Origin of the sequence: Actinopolymorpha rutila, assembly GCF_013407855.1 — a bacterium.
In the GTDB taxonomy this organism is placed as follows: domain Bacteria; phylum Actinomycetota; class Actinomycetes; order Propionibacteriales; family Actinopolymorphaceae; genus Actinopolymorpha; species Actinopolymorpha rutila.
The window spans coordinates 5,655,965-5,676,791 of sequence record NZ_JACBZH010000001.1 but is presented as its reverse complement, the minus strand read 5'-3'; the positions used below and the strand labels follow the sequence as shown (position 1 = coordinate 5,676,791).

The window sequence follows — 20,827 nt, the reverse complement described above, 5'->3', positions numbered from 1 at the left end:
TTCGACGATAGGACCACTATGGATCCCCGGAGCACGGCGGACCGCGGGCGCGACGACGCCGAGGACGCATCGGCCCTGGTCAGTCTGGGGCGGATGTCTCGCCGTCGGTTCATCACGGCAGCCGGCGTGGCCGCCGCGGCTTTCGGTGGCGCCTCGACGCTCGCCGTCCCGGCCGCCGCGGAAAGCACGCTTCGCAACCTTGCCGCTGGTGCGTCCTATGGAGTGACGGCGGGTCGGCCGAATCTGTCTGACGGTGAGGGCGACGAGACCAGTTACCCCGAGACGGGGAACCTGCTCACCGACGGGCAGTACTCCGGCACCGAGTTCACCGACGCAGGATGGCGTGGCTACCTGCGGCAGGACACCAGGACGATCGCCATTGATCTGGGGAAGATTGGTACAGTCCAAAAGGTCCTGATCGACTATCTCTTCTATCCGAGCGCGGCCGTCTACCTTCCGAACCAGGTACGGGTCGCACTGTCGATGGACGGCAAGACCTGGCGTCTGGCCGGGACGGCTCCGGGCGACAATGTGGGCACGGTGAACGAGCACCGCGTGGTGGGTGTCGAGGTGGCGCCGACCTATGCCCGCTACGTCCAGGTGCATTTCGACGTCAACGGCTGGGCGTTCGTCGACGAGATCGAGGTGCTCGGGACCGAGGGAATCGAGCCTGGCACGCGGGAGCCAACGGGCGAGATCGTGAAGCCCGACTCGCAGGACCCCGGGCAGTTCCTCAGGCAGGGAACAGGACAGGTCGGCGGGGTCAAGAACATGTTCCTCGCCTACACCTACTGGACCCAGTCAGAACTCGGCGAGGTCGGCAAATGGAGTGCTGAGGACCTTCGCGAGGTGATTACCCACGTCGATAGCGACAGCGTCTCCACGGACTGGATGTGGGACACCGTACTACTGATGGCTGGCGGATCCGAGCTCGACGGCTACCCGGACCAGCCACGCTGGGACGATCTGCTGGACAGGTTGTTCGAGCCCGACATCAACATCGACGCCCTCGACCAGGCGGTGGCCACAGCGCGTCAGACCCTCGACGACGACGGGCAGACCATTCGGCTCGTGCTGCCGATTCCGAACCCGGTGGCCACCCTCGACCGGCCCTGGGGTTCACTGAACGGCGAAGAGCTCGACCTCAACCCGACCAGGGTCGGCGCGCAGGTCTCGGCCGCCAACAGACTGCGCGTCGTGCACTGGTACATCGACCAGGCGCTGCAGCGCCTCCGCGCAGCCAGGCACAGGAACTTCCGACTTGCCGGCTTCTACTGGATGCGCGAGCAGATCGCCCCGCGCTCGTCCGACTCCGCACTGGTCCAGAAGGTCTCGGCCCTGCTGCACGATCGACCGGAGAACCTGCGCTTCTACTGGATCCCGTGGTTCCAGTCAGCCGGATTCGCGTACTGGAGAGACTACGGATTCGACGCATCGATGATGCAGCCCAACTACTTCTTTGACAGGATCTTGTCCCCAACGGACACCTCCCGACTGGAACTGAACGCCGAGATCGCACGGTGGAGCGGGCAGGGGGTGGAACTCGAGATCGACGAGGCCGCGCTCACCGATGCCGGTGCACGGCAAAAGTGGCTGAACTACCTGGAGGTCGACCGAGCCACCAGCGCCGACAAGGCAATCAAGGGCTACTACTGGGGCACGCGGACCACCTTCCAGGCCATGGTCGAGAGCACCGACCCGGAGGTTCGGGCCATGTACGACGCCGCCTACGAATTCATCCGCCGATCCCGCTGATTCGCACAGCCACGCTGGTTCCTCAGAACTTCCGGCGAGCCGGATGAGAAGAATCACACGCTTCCACAGCGCCCTCACCTGCACCTTGCCACCAAGAACACCGCTGGCCCGTTGGGCTCGGTGGGCGGGTACGACTGGGATCCTTCTCCTCATGAGCACACCACCAGACGGATTGCCTCTCTACCGAATCTTGACGGGGCCGGACGACGCCATGTCCTGCCACCGTGTGAGCGAAGCGAGCGCCCATAAGGTCTGAATTGCGTGGAGCACATGATCGCTTGGAGCCCTAAGCACCTCGCATGACGTCGAGGCACGCACCGAGGTTCTCATCGTCCTACGCGAAGGCACCGCCGACGACATCCTCACCTACATCGACGGCACCCTCCTGGCCGACCTGTGGCCCGACCTCATCCTCCCCACCGACATCAGACGCGCATGGGCGCCACTCATCGAGCAAACCCACTCCCAGGCCGCGTGACATGAGCACACACCCCGACCTGACATCCCTGCAGCTGGCCGCGGCTCGCTTGTTCTTCGAACTCCCCGAAAGCAAAGGCTTCGTCCTCGCCGGCGGCGCGGCCCTGATCGCCTCAGGACTGATCACCCGGGCAACCAACGACATCGACCTGTTCGCCGTCCACCGCCGTACGTCGAGCATCCCCGACGCGGCCACCAGCTTCGAGACAGCCGCCCACACTCGGGGCTGGACCACCCGAAGGATCGTCGACCAGCGCGAGTTCGTACGGCTCCTCATTACTAATGGAGACGAAAGCCTGGTGATCGACCTCGGCCGCGACTCACCACCCGACCAACCAACCCACCACACCATTCTCGGCCCCACCCTCGCCGAGCGCGATCTCGCAGCCCCAAAAACCCTCGCCCTCTACGGCCGGGCAGAAGGACGCGACTTCGCCGACATCTACCACCTCGCCCACAGATTCGGCCGAGACAACCTCATCATCCTGGGCACACGAACAAGACCCCGGATTCGACACCAACATATTCGCCACCATGCTCAACAGCCTCAACCGCCTCAACCGCCTCAACGACCGCGACATCCCAATCCGGGCCGCCGACATCGCGGAGCTGAGAACCTTCTTCGCCGAATGGCGGGCCACACTTACAGCTCGCTAGGGTCTCCGCGACCCGATGGTCGAGTCGGTCCAGGGCGCAGTGACCCGCACGACGGGATGACCGGCGAGGCGCCGCGAGGCAGACTTCGCGGCGCCCCGGCGGTGGCTACTGCCAGGTCACGTTGTCGAGCTGGAACTTGCCGGGCCACGCCCCGTAGTCCGTGTCGGCCGTGCGGGTCCCGATCTCGATCCGGCTCACCGCCGACGCACCTGCCCAGCCCTTCAGCTCGAACGAGAGCGGCGTCCACGCGTCCGCCGACGTGTTGAACGTCTTGGTCAGCGTGGCGCCGTTGGCGCCGGTCAGCCTCACGGTCACCTGGTACCCGGTCGCCTGGTCGACGCCGGGCACGCTGCCCCAGGAGTTGAACTTCAGCGAGAAGGTCGAGGCTCGTGACATGTCGATCGGCTGGTCCGGGGCGAGGTAGACGCTGCGTACCGCTGTCGGCGCCACGGACGCGGTGTTCGCCTGCAGGCAGCCACCGGAGAAGCAGCGGCCCGGGCCGTTCGCGATGGAGGTCACCTGTTCCACCCCGGTCACGTTCTGACCCGCCTGCCAGCCCTGCACACTGTCGTCGAAGGTGTAGCGCGGGTCGATGTTTTTCCATGGGCTGTTCGCTTCACCCGGCACCTGATTGCGGGTGTACTGCAGCGCCTCGTACAGGTGGCCCTGATAGCTGACCTTGTCGCCGGCGTGGAAAATCCGCGAGGCCGTCCAGATCGGGGTGCCGTCGTCGGTCATCGCGATTTCCTGCCACGGACCGTTCGGGTCGCCCGGTGTCTGGTTGCGGGAATGCCATGCGGCGAGGTAGGTCTTGCCCTGGTAGCTGACCTTGTCGCCGGCCTCGAATATCCGCGAGGCCGTCCACTTCGGGGTGCCGTCGTCGGTCATCGCGGTCTCCTGCCACGGACCGTTCGGGTCGCCCGGTGTCTGGTTGCGGGAATGCCATGCGGCGAGGTAGATCTTGCCCTGATAGCTGACCCGGTCACCGGCGTTGTAGACGCTGGTCGCGTTCCAGGCCGGTGGGTGCTCGTAGTCGTAGCCGGTGGGCAGCGCGTACAGCACCGCCTCGCCCGCATCGAGCCGGCGGTGCAGCGGCGTGCCATCCGTCAGCGCGATCGGCGTGCGGAGGGTTCCGTCGGTGCGGCTGAGTTCCTGTACCGAACCGATGCCGTGGTCGAAGGTGAGGGAGATGTCCTGACCCCTGGTGAAGTCGTTGTTGACGACCATCAGGTAGTTGCGGCCGGTGTCGCGGTCACGCAGGTAGGAGAGTGTCAGGTTCTGGTCCGAGCCGGCGTGGACGAAGAAGTCCGTCGGCACCGTCGGCTGACCGTAGGTGTTGCCGTTCTGCCAGACCTGCCTCGCATCCAGCTTCGCCAGGGTCGAGCCGATCGCGTGGATCTCGCTGTCGAGCTGCTTGACCGGCTCGTACAGGTCGGTCTTGCGCCCGTCGGCGGTCACGATGGCGTCGGTGAACGTCTGGCTACGGTTGGTCGGGGTGAACCAGGTGAAGTAGGACAGCTGCTTGTATCCGTAGGCCAGGGCCAGGTTGGCCTCGTAGCGGATCTCGGTGGCGTTGGGTCGGCGGAAGCCGCCCGGTAGCCCGATCGACTGCAGGTAGGTCGCCGTCTTGGTGTTGTTGGCAAGTCCGACCTTGCGTACCGTGTTGAGGTTGTTCAGGAAGCCGGTGTAGTCCATGCTGTCCGCCGCCAGTCCAAACGGATACCGGTCGAACATCAGGTAGCCACGGCCATCGATGCCGGTCAGGTAGTTCTGCATGACCTGCGCGTACGCCGCCTCTGATGGGTAGACGCTGCTGGGCAGGAAGTTCAGGTGCGCGTCGTAGCCGGGTGCGACGTCGGCGATGGCGTTGACGACATGCTGGTACGGGGTGGGGTCGTACGGCTCGTCCACGAGGTAGAACCCGCCTACGCCCGGCACGTCGGTGTACTCCCGTGCGAGCTTCTTGATCTGGTCGTCGGACATCGTCGGGAAGCTCGTGAAGCGGCTGTCGTAGACCGTCGCCTGCAGGCCATGCTGGTACGCGAGTTGGGCCATCTTCAGGTTGATGTCCTTGGTCGCCAGCGTGTCGTTGCCCACCACGTCGTCGATACCGGCGTCGCCGAGATAGCGGTACTGGGTGTCGTTGACGTAGTTGGCACCCGTGGGTGGCCAGAACACCGAGATGAGGATGTTGCCCTCACCCATCCGCGCTACGTGGTCCTGCACCTGGACCGGGATCGACGTCGAGACGTCGAGTTGCGGTGCGGTCAATGTGATCGTCGCCTCGCCCGGCGCCACCGCAGTCACCTTGCCGGTGTCGTCCACCGTCGCCACCGCCGGGTCGGAGGAGGACCAGACCACCCGCGGCGTACCACCGGGTGCGGCGGCCCGGTACGGCAACTGGTCACTGCCGCCGGTCTGCAAGAGCAGCGCGGGTTTGTCGATGGACAGATGTACGCCACTGATCGTGCCGAAGACCGCGAGCTCGGACAGCTGTACCAGGTACCCGTCGCCGGTGGCGACGCCGTTGCGCCGGGTGACGTACAGGCGCAGGTACCGCCCCTTGACCCCGGCCAGGTCAACCACCACTGGATCGGTGCGGTTGTCGGCGTTGCCGCTGCTGGAGAAGACGGTGGTGTAGGTGTCGCCGTCGTCGGACACCTCGACGCGGAAGTCGGCCGGGAAACTCTTGGTCCGTGGGAAGACGACGACTCGGTTCAGATCGTAGGTGTCGCCGAAGTCGTAGCGCACCCACGCGGGGGCCGTCGGTTCCTGCACCTTCTCGTACGGATTGGTGCTCCACCCGTCGGTGGTGCCCGCCACCTGGTTGTTCAGGAAGGCCATGGCCCAGGTCTCGGTGGGCATCTCGTAACTGGAGGAAGACGTCACCGTGGCACCGACCGCGATGTTGCTGGTGCCGTCCGGAGCGTAGCCGGCCACGTCGTTGGGATCCGAGGGAACCGACGTGGCACCTGCGGGGCTGAACGTGACAGCCGAGCCCGCTGTTGCCGCGGCGAAGGTTGGCGTCGGTGCCAGGGCCACCGACCAGACCGATGTTGCCGCGACGGCGAGAGCTACCGCCATCGCGCGGCGCAGTAGTCCTTGCATCAGTACTCCTCAGAACACTAAGCGCAGGCGTGTCATCACGACGGCGGTGAACAGGGCCGGAGAACACATGGCATGGTCGGGTGTTCCCTTCACCTGGAGCGGATCACGGTGGCGTGTGCAATGAGACGGCGATGGACAGCGCCCTACGGTGTGCTTGAGACGGGATCGGGAACCGGACTGCGAATCTCGTGCCGGTCCGTCGCTCCAGCAGTGCCCCGGCGAACTTGGACCGTTCTACGAAGCGCTGCCATACAAATTCAGCGCCCGTCATCACGATCATCAAGGCCTGTGACACGTTCAGGCCACATCCGCCCCTGTCCGGCGGACAGGCGTGGGCGCTCCCCCGCACCACCAAAGCCAGCCAGCCTCGTCTCCGCGATCGCGACCTTGCTCAAGACCAGGTCCGACAGGCCGCCCGCTCGGCCAGTGCCATCCCGGCACCAACCCGGCACGCGCGACCGGCTGATGGACGACGCACCCGATCCACGGATCGCGGCCTAAGGCCGGCCTAAGGTTTCTTGAGAGTTCCCTTGAGTTCCACATGGTCTTCTCGACTTGGGCGGCGGCAGTCGCCGGCCCACGAGTGCGAAGGGGAGCAGGTATGAGAAGCAGGGTGCGTTTGATGGCTGTGGTGGCCGCGGTCGCCACGGCGGTCTGCCTGACTGCGTCGGCGGCCGCGTCCGCGAGCCCGTCGTCCGACACGGCCAAGGCCAAGGCGGTTGCAGCTGCCGGGGCGAAGGGCAAGCCGGGGGACGGCAAGGTCGTCATCAGGCACAGGGGACCGGACGACGCCGGCACCGTGAGGCTCTTGGCCGAGGCCGTCGCCGCCCGGCTGGACGTCGGCGTCGCCTCCGCGGAGCACGCGCTGAAGGAGCTGTTCGCGCTGGCCGATCGGTCGCACGGTGTCGACCCGCGCAGCGCCGAGTTCGCGGCGATCGCGAAGGAACTGGGCGTCAGTCCGGTGCGTTTCGAGAAGGCCCTGGCGGCGGCCAAGCAGGCCCTCGGCAAGCAGGTCGTGGAGGAGAAGGGCAAGGGCAAGCCGGGGGACGGCAAGGTCGTCATCAGGCACAGGGGACCGGACGACGCCGGCACCGTGAGGCTCTTGGCCGAGGCCGTCGCCGCCCGGCTGGACGTCGGCGTCGCCTCCGCGGAGCACGCGCTGAAGGAGCTGTTCGCGCTGGCCGATCGGTCGCACGGTGTCGACCCGCGCAGCGCCGAGTTCGCGGCGATCGCGAAGGAACTGGGCGTCAGTCCGGTGCGTTTCGAGAAGGCCCTGGCGGCGGCCAAGCAGGCCCTCGGCAAGCAGGTCGTGGAGGAGAAGGGCAAGGGCAAGCCGGGGGACGGCAAGGTCGTCATCAGGCACAGGGGACCGGATGAGCTGGCCGCCGGCGGGCAGTCCTCCAAGCGCTGAACCGACAGCGGGCGGCCGGCCCCGGGACTCTCCGGGCTGGCCGCCCATATTCGCCATTGACCTCCTGGACGGGACGATTGCAGCCATGCGTGTGCTGGTGGTGGACGACGACGACGCGGTGCGCCTCGCGCTTTCCAGGGCCCTGACCCGGGACGGCCACGAGGTGGCCGAGGCAGCGGACGGTACCGAGGCGTTGGAGGCACTCGGCGGTGGCCAGCCCGACGTCGTCATCCTCGACGTGCTGATGCCGGAGCCGAACGGCCTGGAGGTGTGCCGCCGGGTCCGGGCCCGGGGCGACCGCGTGCCAATCCTCATGCTCACTGCCCGGGACCTTGTCGAGGACCGGGTGGCCGGTCTGGATGCGGGCGCCGACGACTACCTGGTCAAGCCGTTCGCCCTCGACGAGCTCAGGGCCCGCGTACGCGCGTTGCTGCGGCGCGGCGCCGCCGCCCAGGAGGAGGTCATCCGCTTCGCCGACCTGGAACTGGACATGGCGGCCTGCCAGGCCCGCCGCGGCGGGCGGACGCTGGAGCTCACCCGCACCGAATACGCGCTGCTGGAGCTGTTCCTGCGCAACCCGCGGCGGGTGCTGAGCCGGTCGCTGATCTTCGAGTCGGTGTGGGGCTACGACTTCGGGCCGTCCTCCAACGCGCTGTGGGTCTATATCAGTTGTCTGCGCGGCAAGCTGGAGGCCGGCGGCGAGCCCCGGCTGCTCCAGACCGTGCGCGGGCTCGGCTATGTGCTGCGGGAGGAGCCGTGACCCTGGGAAACCGGGTGGCACTGGCGGGCGGCACGGTGGTCTTCGCGGCGCTGCTGCTGGCCTCGCTGATCATCTACCCTTCGCTCAGCGCCGACCTGCACCATCAGCACGACGAGATCCTCGTAGCCGCCGCCGACCAGGACGCCTCCAAGCTGCTCGAGGACTTCAAGTTCAAGGTGCAGCAGATGAAGCAGGAGCGGGAGGGATCCCGGCTGACGGTGCCGACCTCGCCGGTCACCGTCGGCTCCACGCGGCTGCAGTTCATGGTCCCGCCGGTCGAGGCCGGTCCTGGCGGCGCCTTCATAGCGGTCACCGAGCGGGACGTGCTGGTCTCCCAGGGCAAGGCCCCGGCGTACTTCCAAGACGCGGAGTACCAGGGGGTGCACTATCGCGTGTACACCGCGCCGCTGGCCGGCTGGAAGGGCGCGGTGGTCCGGGCGGCGATACCGCAGTCAGTGGTTGAGTCCACCCTCCGTCCGCTCGCCGCCCTGCTTGCCGCGATCACGGCCATCGGCACCCTGCTGGCGGCCCTCGGCGCGCGACTCGTGGCCGGCCGGGTACTCCGCCCGGTGCGGAGGCTCACCGAGACGGTCGAGCACGTGACGGCCACCCGGGACCTCACCGCCCGGATCGACGTCTGGGGACGCGACGAGATCGCCCGGCTGGCGCGCTCATTCACCGCGATGATGGCCGCGGTGGAGGAGTCTGTATGGGCACAGCGGCGGCTGGTCGCCGACGCCTCGCACGAACTGCGTACCCCGCTGACCAGTATCATCACCAATCTGGAACTGCTCGGCGACGGCCCTGGCGTGGCCGATCCGCAGGCCCCCGCGCTGGTCGAGCAGGCCCGTTTCCAGGCCGAGGAGCTGCGGTCCCTCGTCAACGACCTGGTGGAACTGGCCCGGTACGGGCAGCAGCACACCCACGCCGAGGACACCCGCCTCGACCTCCTCGCAGAACGGGTGGTGGCCCGGGCCGCCCGGCGAAGCCCGCATGTGTCGCTGCATACCGACCTGTCCGAATGCCTGGTACACGCCGACCCCGACGCACTGGAACGCGCCGTGAGCAACCTCGTCGACAACGCGGTCAAGTGGAGCCCGGACGGCGGCCAGGTCCTGGTCGGAGTATTCCCCGACGGTACGGTCACCGTCACCGACCAGGGCCCGGGCATCCCGGCGGACGACCTGCCCTTCGTCTACGACCGCTTCTACCGCTCACCGACCGCCCGCTCCCTCCCCGGATCCGGCCTCGGACTCGCCATCGTCAAACAGGTCGTCGAGACCCACGGCGGCACCGTCACAGCGGAACCCCTGGACCGCGGTCTCCGCATGCGGCTTTCCCTCCCCTCCTCGACCTGACACCCGCGCCGGGGTCCGCGGCCGCACCGAACCGGGCACGCTGGAGCCGCCACTGGTCCAGGAGGGGGTCCGGCCCAACAGACGCGGGAAGATACGCACAGGGCCGGAAGACTGCCGGCCACCTGGCGCCAGCGCCCGACTGGACCCGACTGCCTGACGCACCGTGCGCCAACCTGTAACCGTGCAGGTCAAGTGCCCGGTTGGGGGCTTTCCTGTAAAAGCATCAATGGTTTTGCGCCACCGTGATGATCGTGTCGGGATCGCAGTTTCGGGCCGTTATGGCTGACTGCGTGTGTGGTCAGGTGATCAGTTGTCTCGCCGAATAAGTGGGCGAGGTGGTAGACGTCAGCGAAGTCGCCTCCCTCCGCCCGATCGAATCCGGCCTCACCGAGAATGGTCTTGTCGGCAACCTCGTCAGGGTCGCTCTCGTAGTGCAGGCGCGAGTCCGGCCAAGCGTCCGTTGCCGACCCGGCGACGTGGCTGCCCAGGTCAGACGACCCGTGGCGGTCCAAGCCTGTGATGGCTCTGAACCGGCGCAGAAGTCTCGCACAATCTCCGTCAGTCCGCTCTTGTGGATCTCTGGCAATTGCCGGCCAGTTGACGCGACGTTCTGCGGCTTCGTCGCTTGGAGAGCTCAAGGTTCGCTGACCTGCGCAGACGGTCGTTGGCAATGGTTCTGCGTATTGTGCGGATTCCGCGGCGAGCTCACGTCCGTCGCGAGCGTGATCGCCGTCGCGACGGACTTGGCACGCTGCGAGGCGATAGCTCCCTTGCGTTCGCCGCGAAGGGGTGAGCGAGGCGGGCTGGCTTCTGCTCAGTACAGATACGGGCGCCTGCGTTGACCAACCGATGAGTTCTGCAGCCGGGGTGAGACGTGGTGGCATGCGGACTCATACGCTGGAGACTCCCGATGTCGACCTCGTCTACGACGTGGCCGGCCCATTGCCGACCGCCGACGGCCAGCCGCCGCTGGTCATGATCGGCCAGCCGATAGACGCGAGCGGTTTCCGCGCGCTGGCCGGGTTCTTCCCGGACGGGACCGTGGTCACCTCCGACCCGCGCAGCGGCGGCCGCAGTGTCCGCAAGACGGACGAGGGAAGCAGACCCCGCAGGATCAAATCCGCGGCGTCCACGCGGTGATCGAAGCGGTCGGAGGCGGGCCGGAGGAGTTGTTCGCGGGCAGCGGCGGTGCGGTGGTCGCTCTCGCGCTCGTCGCCGGCTTCCCGAATGACGTCGCGGTCCTCGTCGCGCACGAGCCGCCCATGAACCCGGTGCTGCCCGACGCCGTCGCCGCACCGCGCCCGCGCGCACTACCTGCAGACCTACCAGGCGATGGGCTACGGCCCGGCGATGGCCGGGTTCCAGGCGATGCACGCCTGGGAGGGCAAGTTCGCCGACGCCTACTTCGCGCAACCGGACCCGGACCCGGCCCGGTTCGGACTGCCGGGCGAGGACCACGGCTCGCGCGATCACCCGCTGCTGTCCGGGCTGGTCGTGGCCATCACCGACTACCACCCCGACGTGGCGCGCTGACTGCGGCGTCGACCCGCGTGGTGATCGCGGTGGGCGAGGAAACCGGCGACGTCTACACGGCCCGCACGGCCCGCGCGACGGCACGGGTGCTGGGTCAGGAAGCGTGAGGTACTCAACGCCGGGTAGCGCGACGCCGCTTCGGTTGGAAGCACCCGGCCCCGCCGGGTCGTGTGCCGGGCACCTAGCAATGTGATCCAACGCCGAGTGACCTAATGTCCCGTCCACCTTGCTGGGCGCGGCAGGTCAGATTCGGGCCGCTTGGTGTCGGCGCCGACCAGCAAGAGTCGGCCGACAACTCTGCTACAGCACAAGCCGGTCCGACCTGCTGCGACCGTGCTCAGTGCACAACTGTTATGGGCGACGCGTCGCGTGAGCGTCTCCGGCGTATTTATGGCCTAGACAGCCGCAGCGCGCAAAGCTGCAGGTCAGCCGGCAGTTGCGACCTTCCTGTTAAGACGCTAGCTAGCGTGCGTGCGGTGTGCCAGAAGCAGGCGGAGGTCGCAAGTGGCTCGGTGCGTGGCGCGTTAAGACGGACCCCTTACGGGACAAGCTCATGCCTGTGGTCATGCGCTGAGGCCTCGCACGCATCCGGGGCGTCGGGGTCGGGGCTGCCTCATGTCTGTGCAGTGCAGAACCGGAGCCCGTATGTCGTCGACCCCTCCGATCGGGAGCCCGATCGAAGGGGTCGACGCCAGTTCGCGACTCGTTGAACCGTGAGCCTGGCGCCGCGTGCCTTGGTTGTCGCCGTCGTCGTGGTATCCCGCCGACACCTGTGGAGATGGCATCGACCTCGCCGGCCACGGTTCGCCGAGCTGGCCAACACCAGCCGGCGGCTATGGCTGGCCAACGCTGCCCTCGTGCGCTGCGCCGTGGTCGGGCTCCGGTGGATGGCCGCCTCGCTGCTGCTGCACGTGCGTCAGCTCGTGCGCCAGGAGCTGTCGGCCCGGCTCGCTCTCCGGAGAGTACTGACCAGCGCCGAAGACGATGTGGTTGTCGAACGTGTACGCCCTCGCGTTTAGCTCCCTGGCAGTGGCTGCTGCGCTCGCGTCCGCGTGAACTCGAACCTGGTTGAAGTCATCGCGGAAACGCGACTCCATCTCGGCACGGACCGGCTCATCGAGTGGGCGTCCCGGTTCATCCGCTCCCACCGGAGTCGCATGTTCTCCTGCCGGTGGTCCATCCGGTGCCGTGAGGAGCTGGCTCAGTCTTCGGTTGCCAATCGTCTGCTGCAGGAACGCCCGTTGGCCCGGCGGGAACCGCCCTATCCCGCGTGCGCCTGCCCCGAACGCGAAGCCGGGTTCTGATACGGCGGCCTCCGGAGAGAAACGGGTCCTGTTCGGTTCGAGGTCTTCCGACCGCGCAGTGTCGCTACTTGAGGTTGCACGTGCGTGATGCATAGCCACTCGCCCCTCTCAGCCGAACACCCGGCTCTTTCAAGAGCGCCGGCCGAAGGCTCGCGCCTCGACTGGGCTAACCCCGCGCTACACCCGGCGGTGCACTCAGGGCACCACCATGATGGAACCGGATGGTTCGGCTGTCACGCGTCGGTGGACGAGGCGCTGGTAGCGGTGGCGCGGCAGGCAGTGGCGGAAGCTGGCGGAGAGCACCAGCGCCTGGGTCACTCGCGTGGCCGTGCGACGTATGGCGCACCGCGAAGACGGGGATAACTCCGTCGCGCCTTTGCCCGTTCCACGCCCGAGTACCCAAGAGGGTCGGCGAGCTTCCACACCTAATCCACGGTCCGAATCCGTCGGGGACCGTTTGTGAATCCAATGATCCATGGGCCCAGGGCGGACGGCAGCACACAGTGGGGGCGTGGACGATCGTGGGGGAGAACGCGGCAGGCCCAGGGTCTCGGCCATCATGGGCCCGTTCTCCAGTGAGCCGTTCGCACTGGGGCTGAAGGCCTTTCTCCTCGGCAGCGGGGAGTTCGACGTCGTCTCGGTCGACGACCCGGCCGTCCTCGACCGCCACGTCGTCGGCGGCGGCGCGGCGATCCTCATCATCGAAGGTGCGGATCCCGCGGCCTGCCAGGACTACCTCGACGAACAGCACATCCGCTCCGTCGTCCTCTTCGACCCGGTCGGGGCACGGGCCTTCATCGGGCTCGAGAACCCCGACTGGCGGAAGCTCGTCGAGGTGCTGCAGGCTGCAGCCCACGACGTCACGGCCGAACGGGTGCATGTCGTCGACCCCTGGACGCTGCGGCCCGCCCGGTCCCAGGACGCCGACGCGGCCACACTGGCCCCGCTGACAGAGTGGCTGGAGCTCAGCCTCGCCCGGGCGCTCGTACGGCGCACCGGCCACGACGCTCCAGGCGTGCCGGGCTGGTCGGTCGCCCCCGCCGAGGCGCTTGAGTCGCTCGCCCTGGACCCGCTGTTGAGCACCGAGGCCGAACTCGCCGCGCGCCTCGCTGCGGCCGACGCGGCCCTCGTGGTGACACGGACCTCCCTGCCGGCTCCCGTTGCTCGCGTCGCCGAGGCGTTCGCCCTGTCGGCGCTGGAGCTGCGGCTGCTCTGCCTGGTGCTGGCGCCCGAGCTGGACGGCCGCTACGCCACCGCCATCGGCGTGCTCCAGGACGACCTGACCCGCCGTCGTCCCGGCCTCACCCTCCTCGCCGAGCTGATGGTGTCCACCGATGTCGGCACCTGGAACCTGCGGCGCACGATCAACGCCTCGAACTCGGTCATGAAGCAAGGACTGGTGCGGCCGGCCGGATCCGACGCCCTCCCGGTCGACGTGGGTCTCGCGCCGAGCCGGGCGCTCGTCGCCTACCTGCTCGCCCCGTCGCTCGACGACGCCGTACGCGCCGTGGACGCCACGCTGTGCGAAGCGTCGTCGGAGACCACGGAGCCGCTGTCGGTGGAGGAGGCGGAGCTTGCACGCCGCCTGGACCGGTTGGTCGCCGACCAGACCACCCTGGTCCACCTTGTCGGCAGTGGAACGGCCAAGGGGTGGTTCATTCGGCTGGCCGCCGCGATCGGGCTTCCCCTCCTGGTTGGCGACCTCCGCAGGGTCGAGCGGGGGGTGGACGTCGTCGGCGACTGGGCGGTACTCGCCCGCCTGGATGGGAGCGGGCTGATGGTGCTCGGGATCGACGCTCTGGAGCCGCTGGACCGCAGCCGGGTGAGGGGCCAGCTGGTGGAGATCGCCCGGAGTCTCCGGCTGGTGGCCCTCGACGGCGAGCCGACCCCCGACGGGACCTGGTGGGAGTCAGCCACACAACTGCGCGCTCCGGCCATCTCGACTGCCCAGCGGGCCGCGTGGTGGCGGCGGGCGGCGACCGAGGCCGGCCTCGCGCTCGGCGCCGACGACATCCAGCGGCTGGCCGCCACCGCACCGATCGATCCGGAGCGGATCCGGCGCAGCGTGGTCGCCGCGGCCCGGCTCGGGCTACCCGCGGGGGACGCGGCCGTCGCCGAGATGCAACGTACGGCTCGCGAGCTCTCGCCGACGCCGTTGCCGGAGGGCGTACGGCAGATCGTGCCCACCTACACGTGGGACGACATCGTGCTGCCCGAAGCCCGCAAGGAGCAGCTGCAGACGATCCCCGTGCATGTCCTGCAGGCGGGCCGGGTGCTGGAGGAGTGGGGCTTTGCCAGCCGTGTTCCCTACGGGCAGGGCGTGGCCGCACTGTTCTGCGGTCCGAGTGGCACCGGCAAGACCATGGCGGCGCGGATCGTCGCCGGCGCGCTCGGCGTCGATCTGCTGCAGGTCGACCTGTCGAAGACGATCTCGAAGTACATCGGCGAGACCGAGAAGAACCTCGATCGCATCTTCGACGCCGCCGAGGGCGCCGGATCCGTGCTGCTCTTCGACGAGGCCGACGCCATCTTCGGCAAGCGGACCGAGATCAAGGACGCCCACGACCGGCACGCCAACGTCGAGGTCGCCTATCTCCTGCAGCGCATCGAGGCCTTCCGTGGCCTGGCCGTGCTCACCACGAACTTCAAGCAGAACATCGACGACGCCTTCGTGCGCAGGCTCCGCTTCGTCGTCGAGTTCGCCCTCCCGACCGCCGCGGAGCGGGAACGCATCTGGCGCAAGGCGTTCCCGGCCCACGCGCCGTTGGCCCGCGACGTCGACGTCGCGCTCCTGGCGAGCCGCCTGCAGATTCCCGGCGGCAGCATCCAGAACATCGCGCTGCACGCGGCCTTCATCGCCGCAGCGGCGGGCGGACCGATCAGTGCCGCACACGTCCTGGCCGCCACCCGCCGGGAGCTGGTCAAGATCGGCATGCTGACTGCCGAGCGAAGCCTCGACGAGCTGGCGGTGCCGTCATGAGTGCCGAAGCGATCGCACTGGTGACCGCCGTGCTCCAGAACCGGCTGGCGGCCGCCGTCGGCGGTCCGGTGTACGTGGGCCCGCCGATCGCCGAGGACGTGGGAACCCGCACACTGTCGCTCTGCCTGTACCAGGCGGTGCCGAACCAGGAACTGCGCAACGAGCGGCACTACGTGGCCAGCGCGGGTGACCCCGACGGCCCGCTCGTCGAGGCAGCGGCGCTGCCGCTGGACCTGCGCTACCTCGTGTCGGTCTTCCGATCCGCAGGCACGGGCGGCATGGGCGATCCGAACGAGCTCATCACACTGGGCCAGGCGGTGCGCGCCCTGCACGAGCAGCCCTTCATCGACGACGCGCAGGTGCCCGGACAGCTGGTGCGAATCACCCCGGAGCCCTACACGGTGGAGGAACTGAGCCGGATCTGGGGGCTGTTCCCGGACTCGTCGTACCGCACGTCCATGGTCTACCTCCTGAGCCCGGTGACGGTCACCCTCGACCCGATGCCGGCCGGCCCAGCAGTGGTGGAGCGCACGTCGCGGCAGGGTCCGTTCACCGAACGGGAGCAGTCATGACGCGGCGGCGGATCGCCTTCGAGCAGGTGCGGACGGACGTCGTGGCTGCGGTGCTGATCGTCGTCGACGGCGTGACCCGGCGCCCGGTGCGAAGTCGGCTCGGCGTCCTGCTCTGGGATCCGGTGAGGGGGGCCGCGCGGCCGGGACGCCTGATCCGCAACCTCAGCGGCCACGTCGTGCTCGTGAACGAGTCACCCGACCAGGACCTGACGTTCCGGATCGACCCGGCGGACGCGGGCTACCGAGGCCCGCTGTTCGTCACGTTCAACCCTGCCCGGGACGGTGTCAGCAGGGTCGTTGCCCTCGAACCGCGACCGGACCGCGCGTTCGACGACGGAACGACCCTGGTGCGCGGTTCGGTCGTCCGGTCCGCGGGCGGCGGCACCCCGACGCACCCCCTGCCCGTCGCGGGGCTCACGGTGACGGCGCGCCCGCGCACCGGCTCCGCGGGCCACCAGTTCCCGGCCACCACCGACGAACGAGGGGTCTTCGCGCTCGCCGTCGGCCTGAAGCTGGCCGCGACGGCCGAAGGCCCGGCGCCGGTGCCGACGCTCCTGCGCTTGGAGAAGCCGGGCCTTCCGGTACGCGAGTTCACCCTCGCCCTCGACGAGGGGCGCACCCACATCCTCGCGGAGCCGGTCGACCTCGACCGGGACGACCCGCCCCGGTTCACACCATCGGGTACGACCGGCAGCCGAAGGAGCACCCGGTCGTGAGCGACAGCGAGAAGAAGGTCGAAGTGAGGAAGACGCTCGACGCGAATACGACCCAGGCGGTGACCGGCAAGCAGAACGCCGAACCGGCGGCCGCCGAGCAGAAGTCCGACGGCGAAGCCAACCTGCGTGACGAGCTTCGCGCGATCACCACGGCCCAGCCGGCCGCCAACGCCTGACCAGGTGAGGAGAAACCTCATGCCCGAGTACCTTTCGCCAGGGGTCTACATCGAGGAGATCGAGCGCGGGCCGAAGCCGATCGAGGGCGTGGCGACGAGTACCGCCGCCTTCCTCGGTGAGACCCAGCGCGGACCGCAGACCCCGACGTTGGTCACCAGCTACAACGAGTACCTGCGCCTGTTCGGGGACATCTACGGACCCGACAAGTACATGCCGTACGCGGTGAAGATGTTCTTCGACAACGGCGGCCGTCGCTGCTACATCGCCCGCATCGCGGCTGCGGACGCCGCCACCGCCACCATCGACATCGCCGGGCTGACGGTGACGGCTCTCGGCCCCGGGAGCGAATACCACAAGGTGTGGATCCGCGTCGGACCCGGCTCCACGAAGGACAAGAACGGCAACCCTGTCGGGTTCCGCGTGCGCATCGACTACTGGGCCAACGCCGCCGACGTGCCCCCCGACGCGGCGTCGATCCCCGCCGGCAAGCCGCCAACCATCTCCGAGGACTTCAACGACCTCAGTGTCGACCCGACCTCGACGTCGTACTTCGAGAAGCGGATCAACAACGGCAACTCGTCGCTGGTCGAACTGGTCCCGGCGGACCCGGCCGCCGGGGTCACGCTGCCCACCAGCGACTCCGACGCGCAGCTGCCATCGGTGAGCGACGGCTCCGGGGTGACCGCGGCCGACTACGAGGTCGACGACCCCGATCCCAGCCGGCGCAAGGGTCTGGCCGCGCTTGACCTTGACGCGTTCCGGGCGGTGGCGGTCGTGCACGCCCCCGGAGCCGCCTATGACGCCGCCCAGAAGGTCGTCACCCACTGCGAGAACAACCGGTTCCGGTTCGCTGTCGTCGACGCTCTTCCCCACCAGGCCAACGCGACATCGATCGACGCGCGGGCGCAGGTCGACGACACCCAGTACGGCGCGTTCTACTACCCCTGGATCTGGATCAGTGATCCACGCAGCGGGGCACGCAAGCTCGTGCCGCCCGGCGGCGCGGTCTGCGGCATCTACGCCCTCACCGACAACAACCGCGGCGTCTTCAAGGCGCCTGCCAACGAGACGATCGCAGGCGCCATCGACCTCGAGTACGACATCAACCAGCGCGTCCAGGACACGCTCAACCCTGCCGGGGTGAACGTGATCCGGCGGTTCCCCGGCCGCGGCATCCGTGTGTGGGGGGCGCGGACGCTCTCGAGTGACCCTTTGTGGAAGTACGTCAGCGTCCGGCGGCTGTTCATCTTCCTCGAGGCGTCGATCTACAACTCGACGCAGTGGGTGGTTTTCGAACCCAACAACCAGCAGTTGTGGGCGCGCGTCAAGCAGACGATCACCTTGTTCCTGCGGACCCAGTGGCGCGAGGGCGCGCTCTTCGGCGCCAAGGAGGAAGAGGCGTTCTCCGTCGCCGTGGGCCGAGAAACGATGACCGAGGACGACATCCTCAACGGCCGCCTGATCGTCGAGATCGGCGTCGCGCCAGTACGGCCGGCCGAGTTCGTGGTCTTCCGGGTCTTCCAGAAGACCCAGGAGGCGAAGTCATGATCCCCGTCACCCCAACGAGCACGGAGGCCTGACCGATGGCGCGTCAAGACCCACTCCGCAAGTTTCGCTTCCGCCTGGAAATCGACAGCATCGAGCAGGCGGCGTTTTCCGAGGTGACGATCGGCGACCTGGCCAGCGACCCGATCGAGTACCGGGAAGGCGACGAGATCCCGACCGTCCGCAAACTCAGCGGCCTCACGAAATACGCCAACGTCACGTTGAAGTGGGGCATCACCGACTCGGTCGAGCTCGCCGAATGGCACCAGCAGATCGTCGGCGGCGCCACCCTGCTCGACGACATCCGCAAGACCGTCGTCATCCGGATCCAGGACGAGGCGGGCACCGACAAGGCGGCATTCGAGATCACCCGGGCCTGGCCCTGCAAGTACGACCCGAGCGACCTCAACGCGACCGGCAACGAAGTCGCCATCGACTCCCTCGAGCTCTGCAACGAGGGCATTCGGCGTATCCAGTAACGGAATCAGCTGCGAGGAGTTGCCATGTTCGCGACCGAAGTCAACTTCACCTTGCCGAAGGGCTATCTCGACCAGGACGGGGTGCTGCACACCGAGGGCGTGATGCGGCTGGCCACCGCCGCGGACGAGATCCTGCCGCTGAAGGACCCACGGGTGCAGTCGAACCCGGCCTACCTGACGATCGTCGTGCTGGCCCGGGTGATCACCCGGCTCGGGACGCTGCGCGACGTCAACACGAAGGTGATCGAGGGACTGTTCGCCAGCGACCTCAACCACCTGCAGAAGCTCTACGACGAGCTCAACCTCGACGAGCCTGCGGCGCCAGAACCGGTAGCCGACCACCCTTCCGGGGGTTTCCGCGTCGTGGGGGATTCATGAGGCCCTATCCCCTCGACGAGCTCTACGAGGAGATGGCCTTCATCGCCTACCACTTCCACTGGTCCCATGCCGAGCTGATGGCGTTGGAGCACGGCGAACGGCGCCGGTGGTGCGAGGAGATCTCGCGGATCAACCGACAGCTCGGCGGTGCGCCGAGCAACCCCTTCGAGATCGCCTGAGAGGTGACCGATGGCCCGACCCGACCCGTACCGGGCGTTCCGCTTCGTCGTCGAGTTCGACGGCACCGTCGCGGGCGGGTTCCAGTCGGTCGCCGGCCTCGAACGGCGGACCGAGGTGGAGCCGTACCGGGAGGGGGGCGTCAACGAGTTCGAGCACCAGTTCGTCGTGAGGACGACCTACCCGGCGCTCGTCCTGAAGCGGGGCCTCGCCGACACCGCGCTCTGGGACTGGCACCAGGACGTCGTCGGGGGAACGGTCGAGCGGAAAACGATCTCCGTGCTTTTGCTCGACGAGGCGGGCGACGAAGTGTGGCGGTGGATCTGCGCGGCGGCGTACCCCACCAGGTGGTCCGGCGCCGAACTCGACGCCATGTCCGACGCCGTCGCCACCGAGACGGTCGAGTTCGTCCACCGCGGAATCACCCGGCAGTGAGGAGGCGATGATGGGTGCGCAGCCGTGGGGCCACCTGCCCGACCGGCCCCGGCCGATGGGCCGGCGCAGGGCGGCGGGGATGCGTGCGGGCGGGACCGCGTCGCAGCCCACGGCGGTGCACCGCTCGCCCCTACGGCACCGCCCGCTGCACCTCGTGTTCCGCCTCCCGGCGACATCGCCGACGACGCCACCACCGCGGGCGCCTGCTGCCGCCCCCATCGAGCTGTCGGTGCACTTCGCCGTCCGGGTCTCCTGGGCCGAGCGGCTCCGGACCGTCGTGCGGCAGGCCGGAGTGGCACCGCTCCCGCCGTTGGTCCCGCGCCTTCTCGCCCGCCACGAGATCGCACCGGCGCAGGCCGCTGTGCCCGCTGTGCCCACGCCGCTCGCGGTGCCGGCAATGTCTGCCGCGCCCACTCGGGCGCCGGCGGCCACCTGGGTCGGCGTTGCCCGCCGGCGCAGCCCCGCAGGGTTGCGGCCGTCGGGGAGCGGGCCCGCGCCCACCCGGCAGACAGCCAGCGGTCCCGACACCCGGCCGGGGAGTGGACACTCTCGTACGCGCGCGTGGGAAAGCGTTCCTGGCCACGCAGCCCCGTCGAGGGTGGGGCCGGGCCAGGTGATTCCGGGCGTAGGTGCGCTCGACCCCACCTGGCCGTCGCCGTCGCGAGCCGGACGCTACCGCGCCACCACACTGCCAGGCCGGCCGGCCGCGCAGGGGTGGTCGCCGAAAGGTGCGTCGGTGGGTCAGCCGCCCGTGGGGCAGCGGCCGTTGTGGTGGCCGTCGGCAACCTGGCCCGCAGGCGACGGTACGACGGGCCCGGATCAGGTCCGACCGAGGAGTGAACTCTCGGGTACCCGCCCGTGGGCAAGCGTGCTCGGCCGCACCGCACTGTCGGGGTCGGCGCTGGGGCCGGACCAGGTGCGGCCTGGCGCAGGCGCGCTCGACCTCGTCCGTCCTTCGCAGAGCGGAAGCTACCGCGCGGCCCCGCAGCCTGCCCGGCCCTCCAC

18 protein-coding genes and 1 pseudogene are annotated in these 20,827 nt (G+C 68.6%); 17 read left to right on the top strand and 2 right to left on the bottom strand.

Going from position 1 to position 20,827, the window contains the following annotated elements; all coding sequences use genetic code 11:
• Nucleotides 1-18: 18 nt before the first annotated feature.
• The 3 genes and pseudogenes from F4554_RS25320 (at nucleotide 19) to F4554_RS33250 (ending at nucleotide 2,889) form a co-directional block, all read left to right on the top strand.
• Nucleotides 19-1,755, top strand: a complete 1,737-nt coding sequence (locus F4554_RS25320) for a DUF4855 domain-containing protein (RefSeq protein ID WP_179789898.1) — start codon at nucleotides 19-21, stop codon at nucleotides 1,753-1,755.
• A gap of 299 nt (nucleotides 1,756-2,054) precedes the next feature.
• Nucleotides 2,055-2,702, top strand: a pseudogene (locus tag F4554_RS34140) (nucleotidyl transferase AbiEii/AbiGii toxin family protein); the annotation flags it as partial.
• 64 nt (nucleotides 2,703-2,766) lie between these two features.
• Nucleotides 2,767-2,889: a hypothetical protein gene (locus F4554_RS33250; protein WP_272955909.1), complete on the top strand. Its 123-nt coding sequence runs from the start codon at nucleotides 2,767-2,769 to the stop codon at nucleotides 2,887-2,889.
• Nucleotides 2,890-2,994: 105 nt separating this feature from the next.
• Here F4554_RS33250 and F4554_RS25315 read toward each other — a convergent pair whose 3' ends face one another.
• Nucleotides 2,995-5,997 carry a carbohydrate-binding protein gene (locus tag F4554_RS25315; protein WP_179789897.1) on the bottom strand — a complete coding sequence of 1,001 codons (3,003 nt, stop codon included), beginning with the start codon at nucleotides 5,995-5,997 and terminating at the stop codon, nucleotides 2,995-2,997.
• Between the two features lie 622 nt (nucleotides 5,998-6,619).
• Between F4554_RS25315 and F4554_RS25310 the strand changes: the two genes are divergently transcribed.
• From F4554_RS25310 to F4554_RS25290, 5 genes are all read left to right on the top strand, one after another.
• A complete protein-coding gene (locus F4554_RS25310) occupies nucleotides 6,620-7,408 on the top strand; it encodes a hypothetical protein (protein WP_179789896.1) in 789 nt (262 codons plus the stop codon).
• 85 nt (nucleotides 7,409-7,493) lie between these two features.
• Nucleotides 7,494-8,168: a response regulator transcription factor gene (locus F4554_RS25305; protein WP_179789895.1), complete on the top strand. Its 675-nt coding sequence runs from the start codon at nucleotides 7,494-7,496 to the stop codon at nucleotides 8,166-8,168.
• On the top strand, nucleotides 8,165-9,526 hold the full coding sequence (locus F4554_RS25300; RefSeq protein ID WP_179789894.1) for an ATP-binding protein: 1,362 nt from the start codon (nucleotides 8,165-8,167) through the stop codon (nucleotides 9,524-9,526). Before F4554_RS25305 ends, F4554_RS25300 begins: the two co-directional genes overlap by 4 nt.
• Before the next feature lie 882 nt (nucleotides 9,527-10,408).
• Nucleotides 10,409-10,666: a hypothetical protein gene (locus F4554_RS25295; protein ID WP_179789893.1), complete on the top strand. Its 258-nt coding sequence runs from the start codon at nucleotides 10,409-10,411 to the stop codon at nucleotides 10,664-10,666.
• Nucleotides 10,667-10,858: 192 nt separating this feature from the next.
• On the top strand, nucleotides 10,859-11,059 hold the full coding sequence (locus tag F4554_RS25290) for a hypothetical protein (protein ID WP_179789892.1): 201 nt from the start codon (nucleotides 10,859-10,861) through the stop codon (nucleotides 11,057-11,059).
• Nucleotides 11,060-11,892: 833 nt separating this feature from the next.
• On the opposite strand, the gene F4554_RS34135 is transcribed toward F4554_RS25290, so the two are convergent.
• Nucleotides 11,893-12,456, bottom strand: a complete 564-nt coding sequence (locus F4554_RS34135; RefSeq protein ID WP_420360733.1) for an eCIS core domain-containing protein — start codon at nucleotides 12,454-12,456, stop codon at nucleotides 11,893-11,895.
• A 418-nt stretch (nucleotides 12,457-12,874) separates the two neighbouring features.
• Between F4554_RS34135 and F4554_RS33835 the strand changes: the two genes are divergently transcribed.
• From F4554_RS33835 to F4554_RS25240, 9 genes are read left to right on the top strand one after another with little or no spacing between them, the layout of a single operon-like run.
• Nucleotides 12,875-15,343, top strand: a complete 2,469-nt coding sequence (locus tag F4554_RS33835; RefSeq protein WP_179789890.1) for an AAA family ATPase — start codon at nucleotides 12,875-12,877, stop codon at nucleotides 15,341-15,343.
• Nucleotides 15,340-15,915: a Pvc16 family protein gene (locus tag F4554_RS25275; protein WP_179789889.1), complete on the top strand. Its 576-nt coding sequence runs from the start codon at nucleotides 15,340-15,342 to the stop codon at nucleotides 15,913-15,915. Before F4554_RS33835 ends, F4554_RS25275 begins: the two co-directional genes overlap by 4 nt.
• Entirely contained in the window at nucleotides 15,912-16,631 is a 720-nt protein-coding gene (locus F4554_RS25270; protein ID WP_179789888.1) for a hypothetical protein, read from the top strand. Before F4554_RS25275 ends, F4554_RS25270 begins: the two co-directional genes overlap by 4 nt.
• Nucleotides 16,628-16,807, top strand: coding sequence for a hypothetical protein (locus tag F4554_RS25265; RefSeq protein ID WP_179789887.1), 180 nt, complete (start codon nucleotides 16,628-16,630; stop codon nucleotides 16,805-16,807). Before F4554_RS25270 ends, F4554_RS25265 begins: the two co-directional genes overlap by 4 nt.
• A gap of 19 nt (nucleotides 16,808-16,826) precedes the next feature.
• The gene (locus F4554_RS25260; protein ID WP_179789886.1) at nucleotides 16,827-18,356 is read left to right on the top strand and encodes a phage tail sheath family protein; all 1,530 of its coding nucleotides are present in this window, start codon (nucleotides 16,827-16,829) and stop codon (nucleotides 18,354-18,356) included.
• A 35-nt stretch (nucleotides 18,357-18,391) separates the two neighbouring features.
• Nucleotides 18,392-18,832, top strand: coding sequence for a phage tail protein (locus tag F4554_RS25255; protein ID WP_179789885.1), 441 nt, complete (start codon nucleotides 18,392-18,394; stop codon nucleotides 18,830-18,832).
• Between the two features lie 24 nt (nucleotides 18,833-18,856).
• Nucleotides 18,857-19,210 carry a hypothetical protein gene (locus F4554_RS25250; RefSeq protein WP_179789884.1) on the top strand — a complete coding sequence of 118 codons (354 nt, stop codon included), beginning with the start codon at nucleotides 18,857-18,859 and terminating at the stop codon, nucleotides 19,208-19,210.
• Nucleotides 19,207-19,389 carry a DUF6760 family protein gene (locus F4554_RS25245; RefSeq protein ID WP_179789883.1) on the top strand — a complete coding sequence of 61 codons (183 nt, stop codon included), beginning with the start codon at nucleotides 19,207-19,209 and terminating at the stop codon, nucleotides 19,387-19,389. Before F4554_RS25250 ends, F4554_RS25245 begins: the two co-directional genes overlap by 4 nt.
• Nucleotides 19,390-19,399: 10 nt before the next feature.
• Nucleotides 19,400-19,822, top strand: coding sequence for a phage tail protein (locus tag F4554_RS25240; RefSeq protein WP_179789882.1), 423 nt, complete (start codon nucleotides 19,400-19,402; stop codon nucleotides 19,820-19,822).
• Nucleotides 19,823-20,827: the final 1,005 nt, after the last annotated feature.

Coding starts and splice junctions, on each gene's coding strand:
- F4554_RS25255 (WP_179789885.1), top strand. CDS start 18,392: ATGGCGCGTCAAGACCCACTCCGCAAGTTTCGCTTCCGCCTGGAAATC.
- F4554_RS25315 (WP_179789897.1), bottom strand. CDS start 5,997: ATGCAAGGACTACTGCGCCGCGCGATGGCGGTAGCTCTCGCCGTCGCG.
- F4554_RS25275 (WP_179789889.1), top strand. CDS start 15,340: ATGAGTGCCGAAGCGATCGCACTGGTGACCGCCGTGCTCCAGAACCGG.
- F4554_RS25250 (WP_179789884.1), top strand. CDS start 18,857: ATGTTCGCGACCGAAGTCAACTTCACCTTGCCGAAGGGCTATCTCGAC.
- F4554_RS34135 (WP_420360733.1), bottom strand. CDS start 12,456: ATGCATCACGCACGTGCAACCTCAAGTAGCGACACTGCGCGGTCGGAA.
- F4554_RS25290 (WP_179789892.1), top strand. CDS start 10,859: ATGGGCTACGGCCCGGCGATGGCCGGGTTCCAGGCGATGCACGCCTGG.
- F4554_RS33250 (WP_272955909.1), top strand. CDS start 2,767: ATGCTCAACAGCCTCAACCGCCTCAACCGCCTCAACGACCGCGACATC.
- F4554_RS25305 (WP_179789895.1), top strand. CDS start 7,494: ATGCGTGTGCTGGTGGTGGACGACGACGACGCGGTGCGCCTCGCGCTT.
- F4554_RS25320 (WP_179789898.1), top strand. CDS start 19: ATGGATCCCCGGAGCACGGCGGACCGCGGGCGCGACGACGCCGAGGAC.
- F4554_RS25295 (WP_179789893.1), top strand. CDS start 10,409: ATGCGGACTCATACGCTGGAGACTCCCGATGTCGACCTCGTCTACGAC.
- F4554_RS25240 (WP_179789882.1), top strand. CDS start 19,400: ATGGCCCGACCCGACCCGTACCGGGCGTTCCGCTTCGTCGTCGAGTTC.
- F4554_RS25270 (WP_179789888.1), top strand. CDS start 15,912: ATGACGCGGCGGCGGATCGCCTTCGAGCAGGTGCGGACGGACGTCGTG.
- F4554_RS25245 (WP_179789883.1), top strand. CDS start 19,207: ATGAGGCCCTATCCCCTCGACGAGCTCTACGAGGAGATGGCCTTCATC.
- F4554_RS25260 (WP_179789886.1), top strand. CDS start 16,827: ATGCCCGAGTACCTTTCGCCAGGGGTCTACATCGAGGAGATCGAGCGC.
- F4554_RS25310 (WP_179789896.1), top strand. CDS start 6,620: ATGGCTGTGGTGGCCGCGGTCGCCACGGCGGTCTGCCTGACTGCGTCG.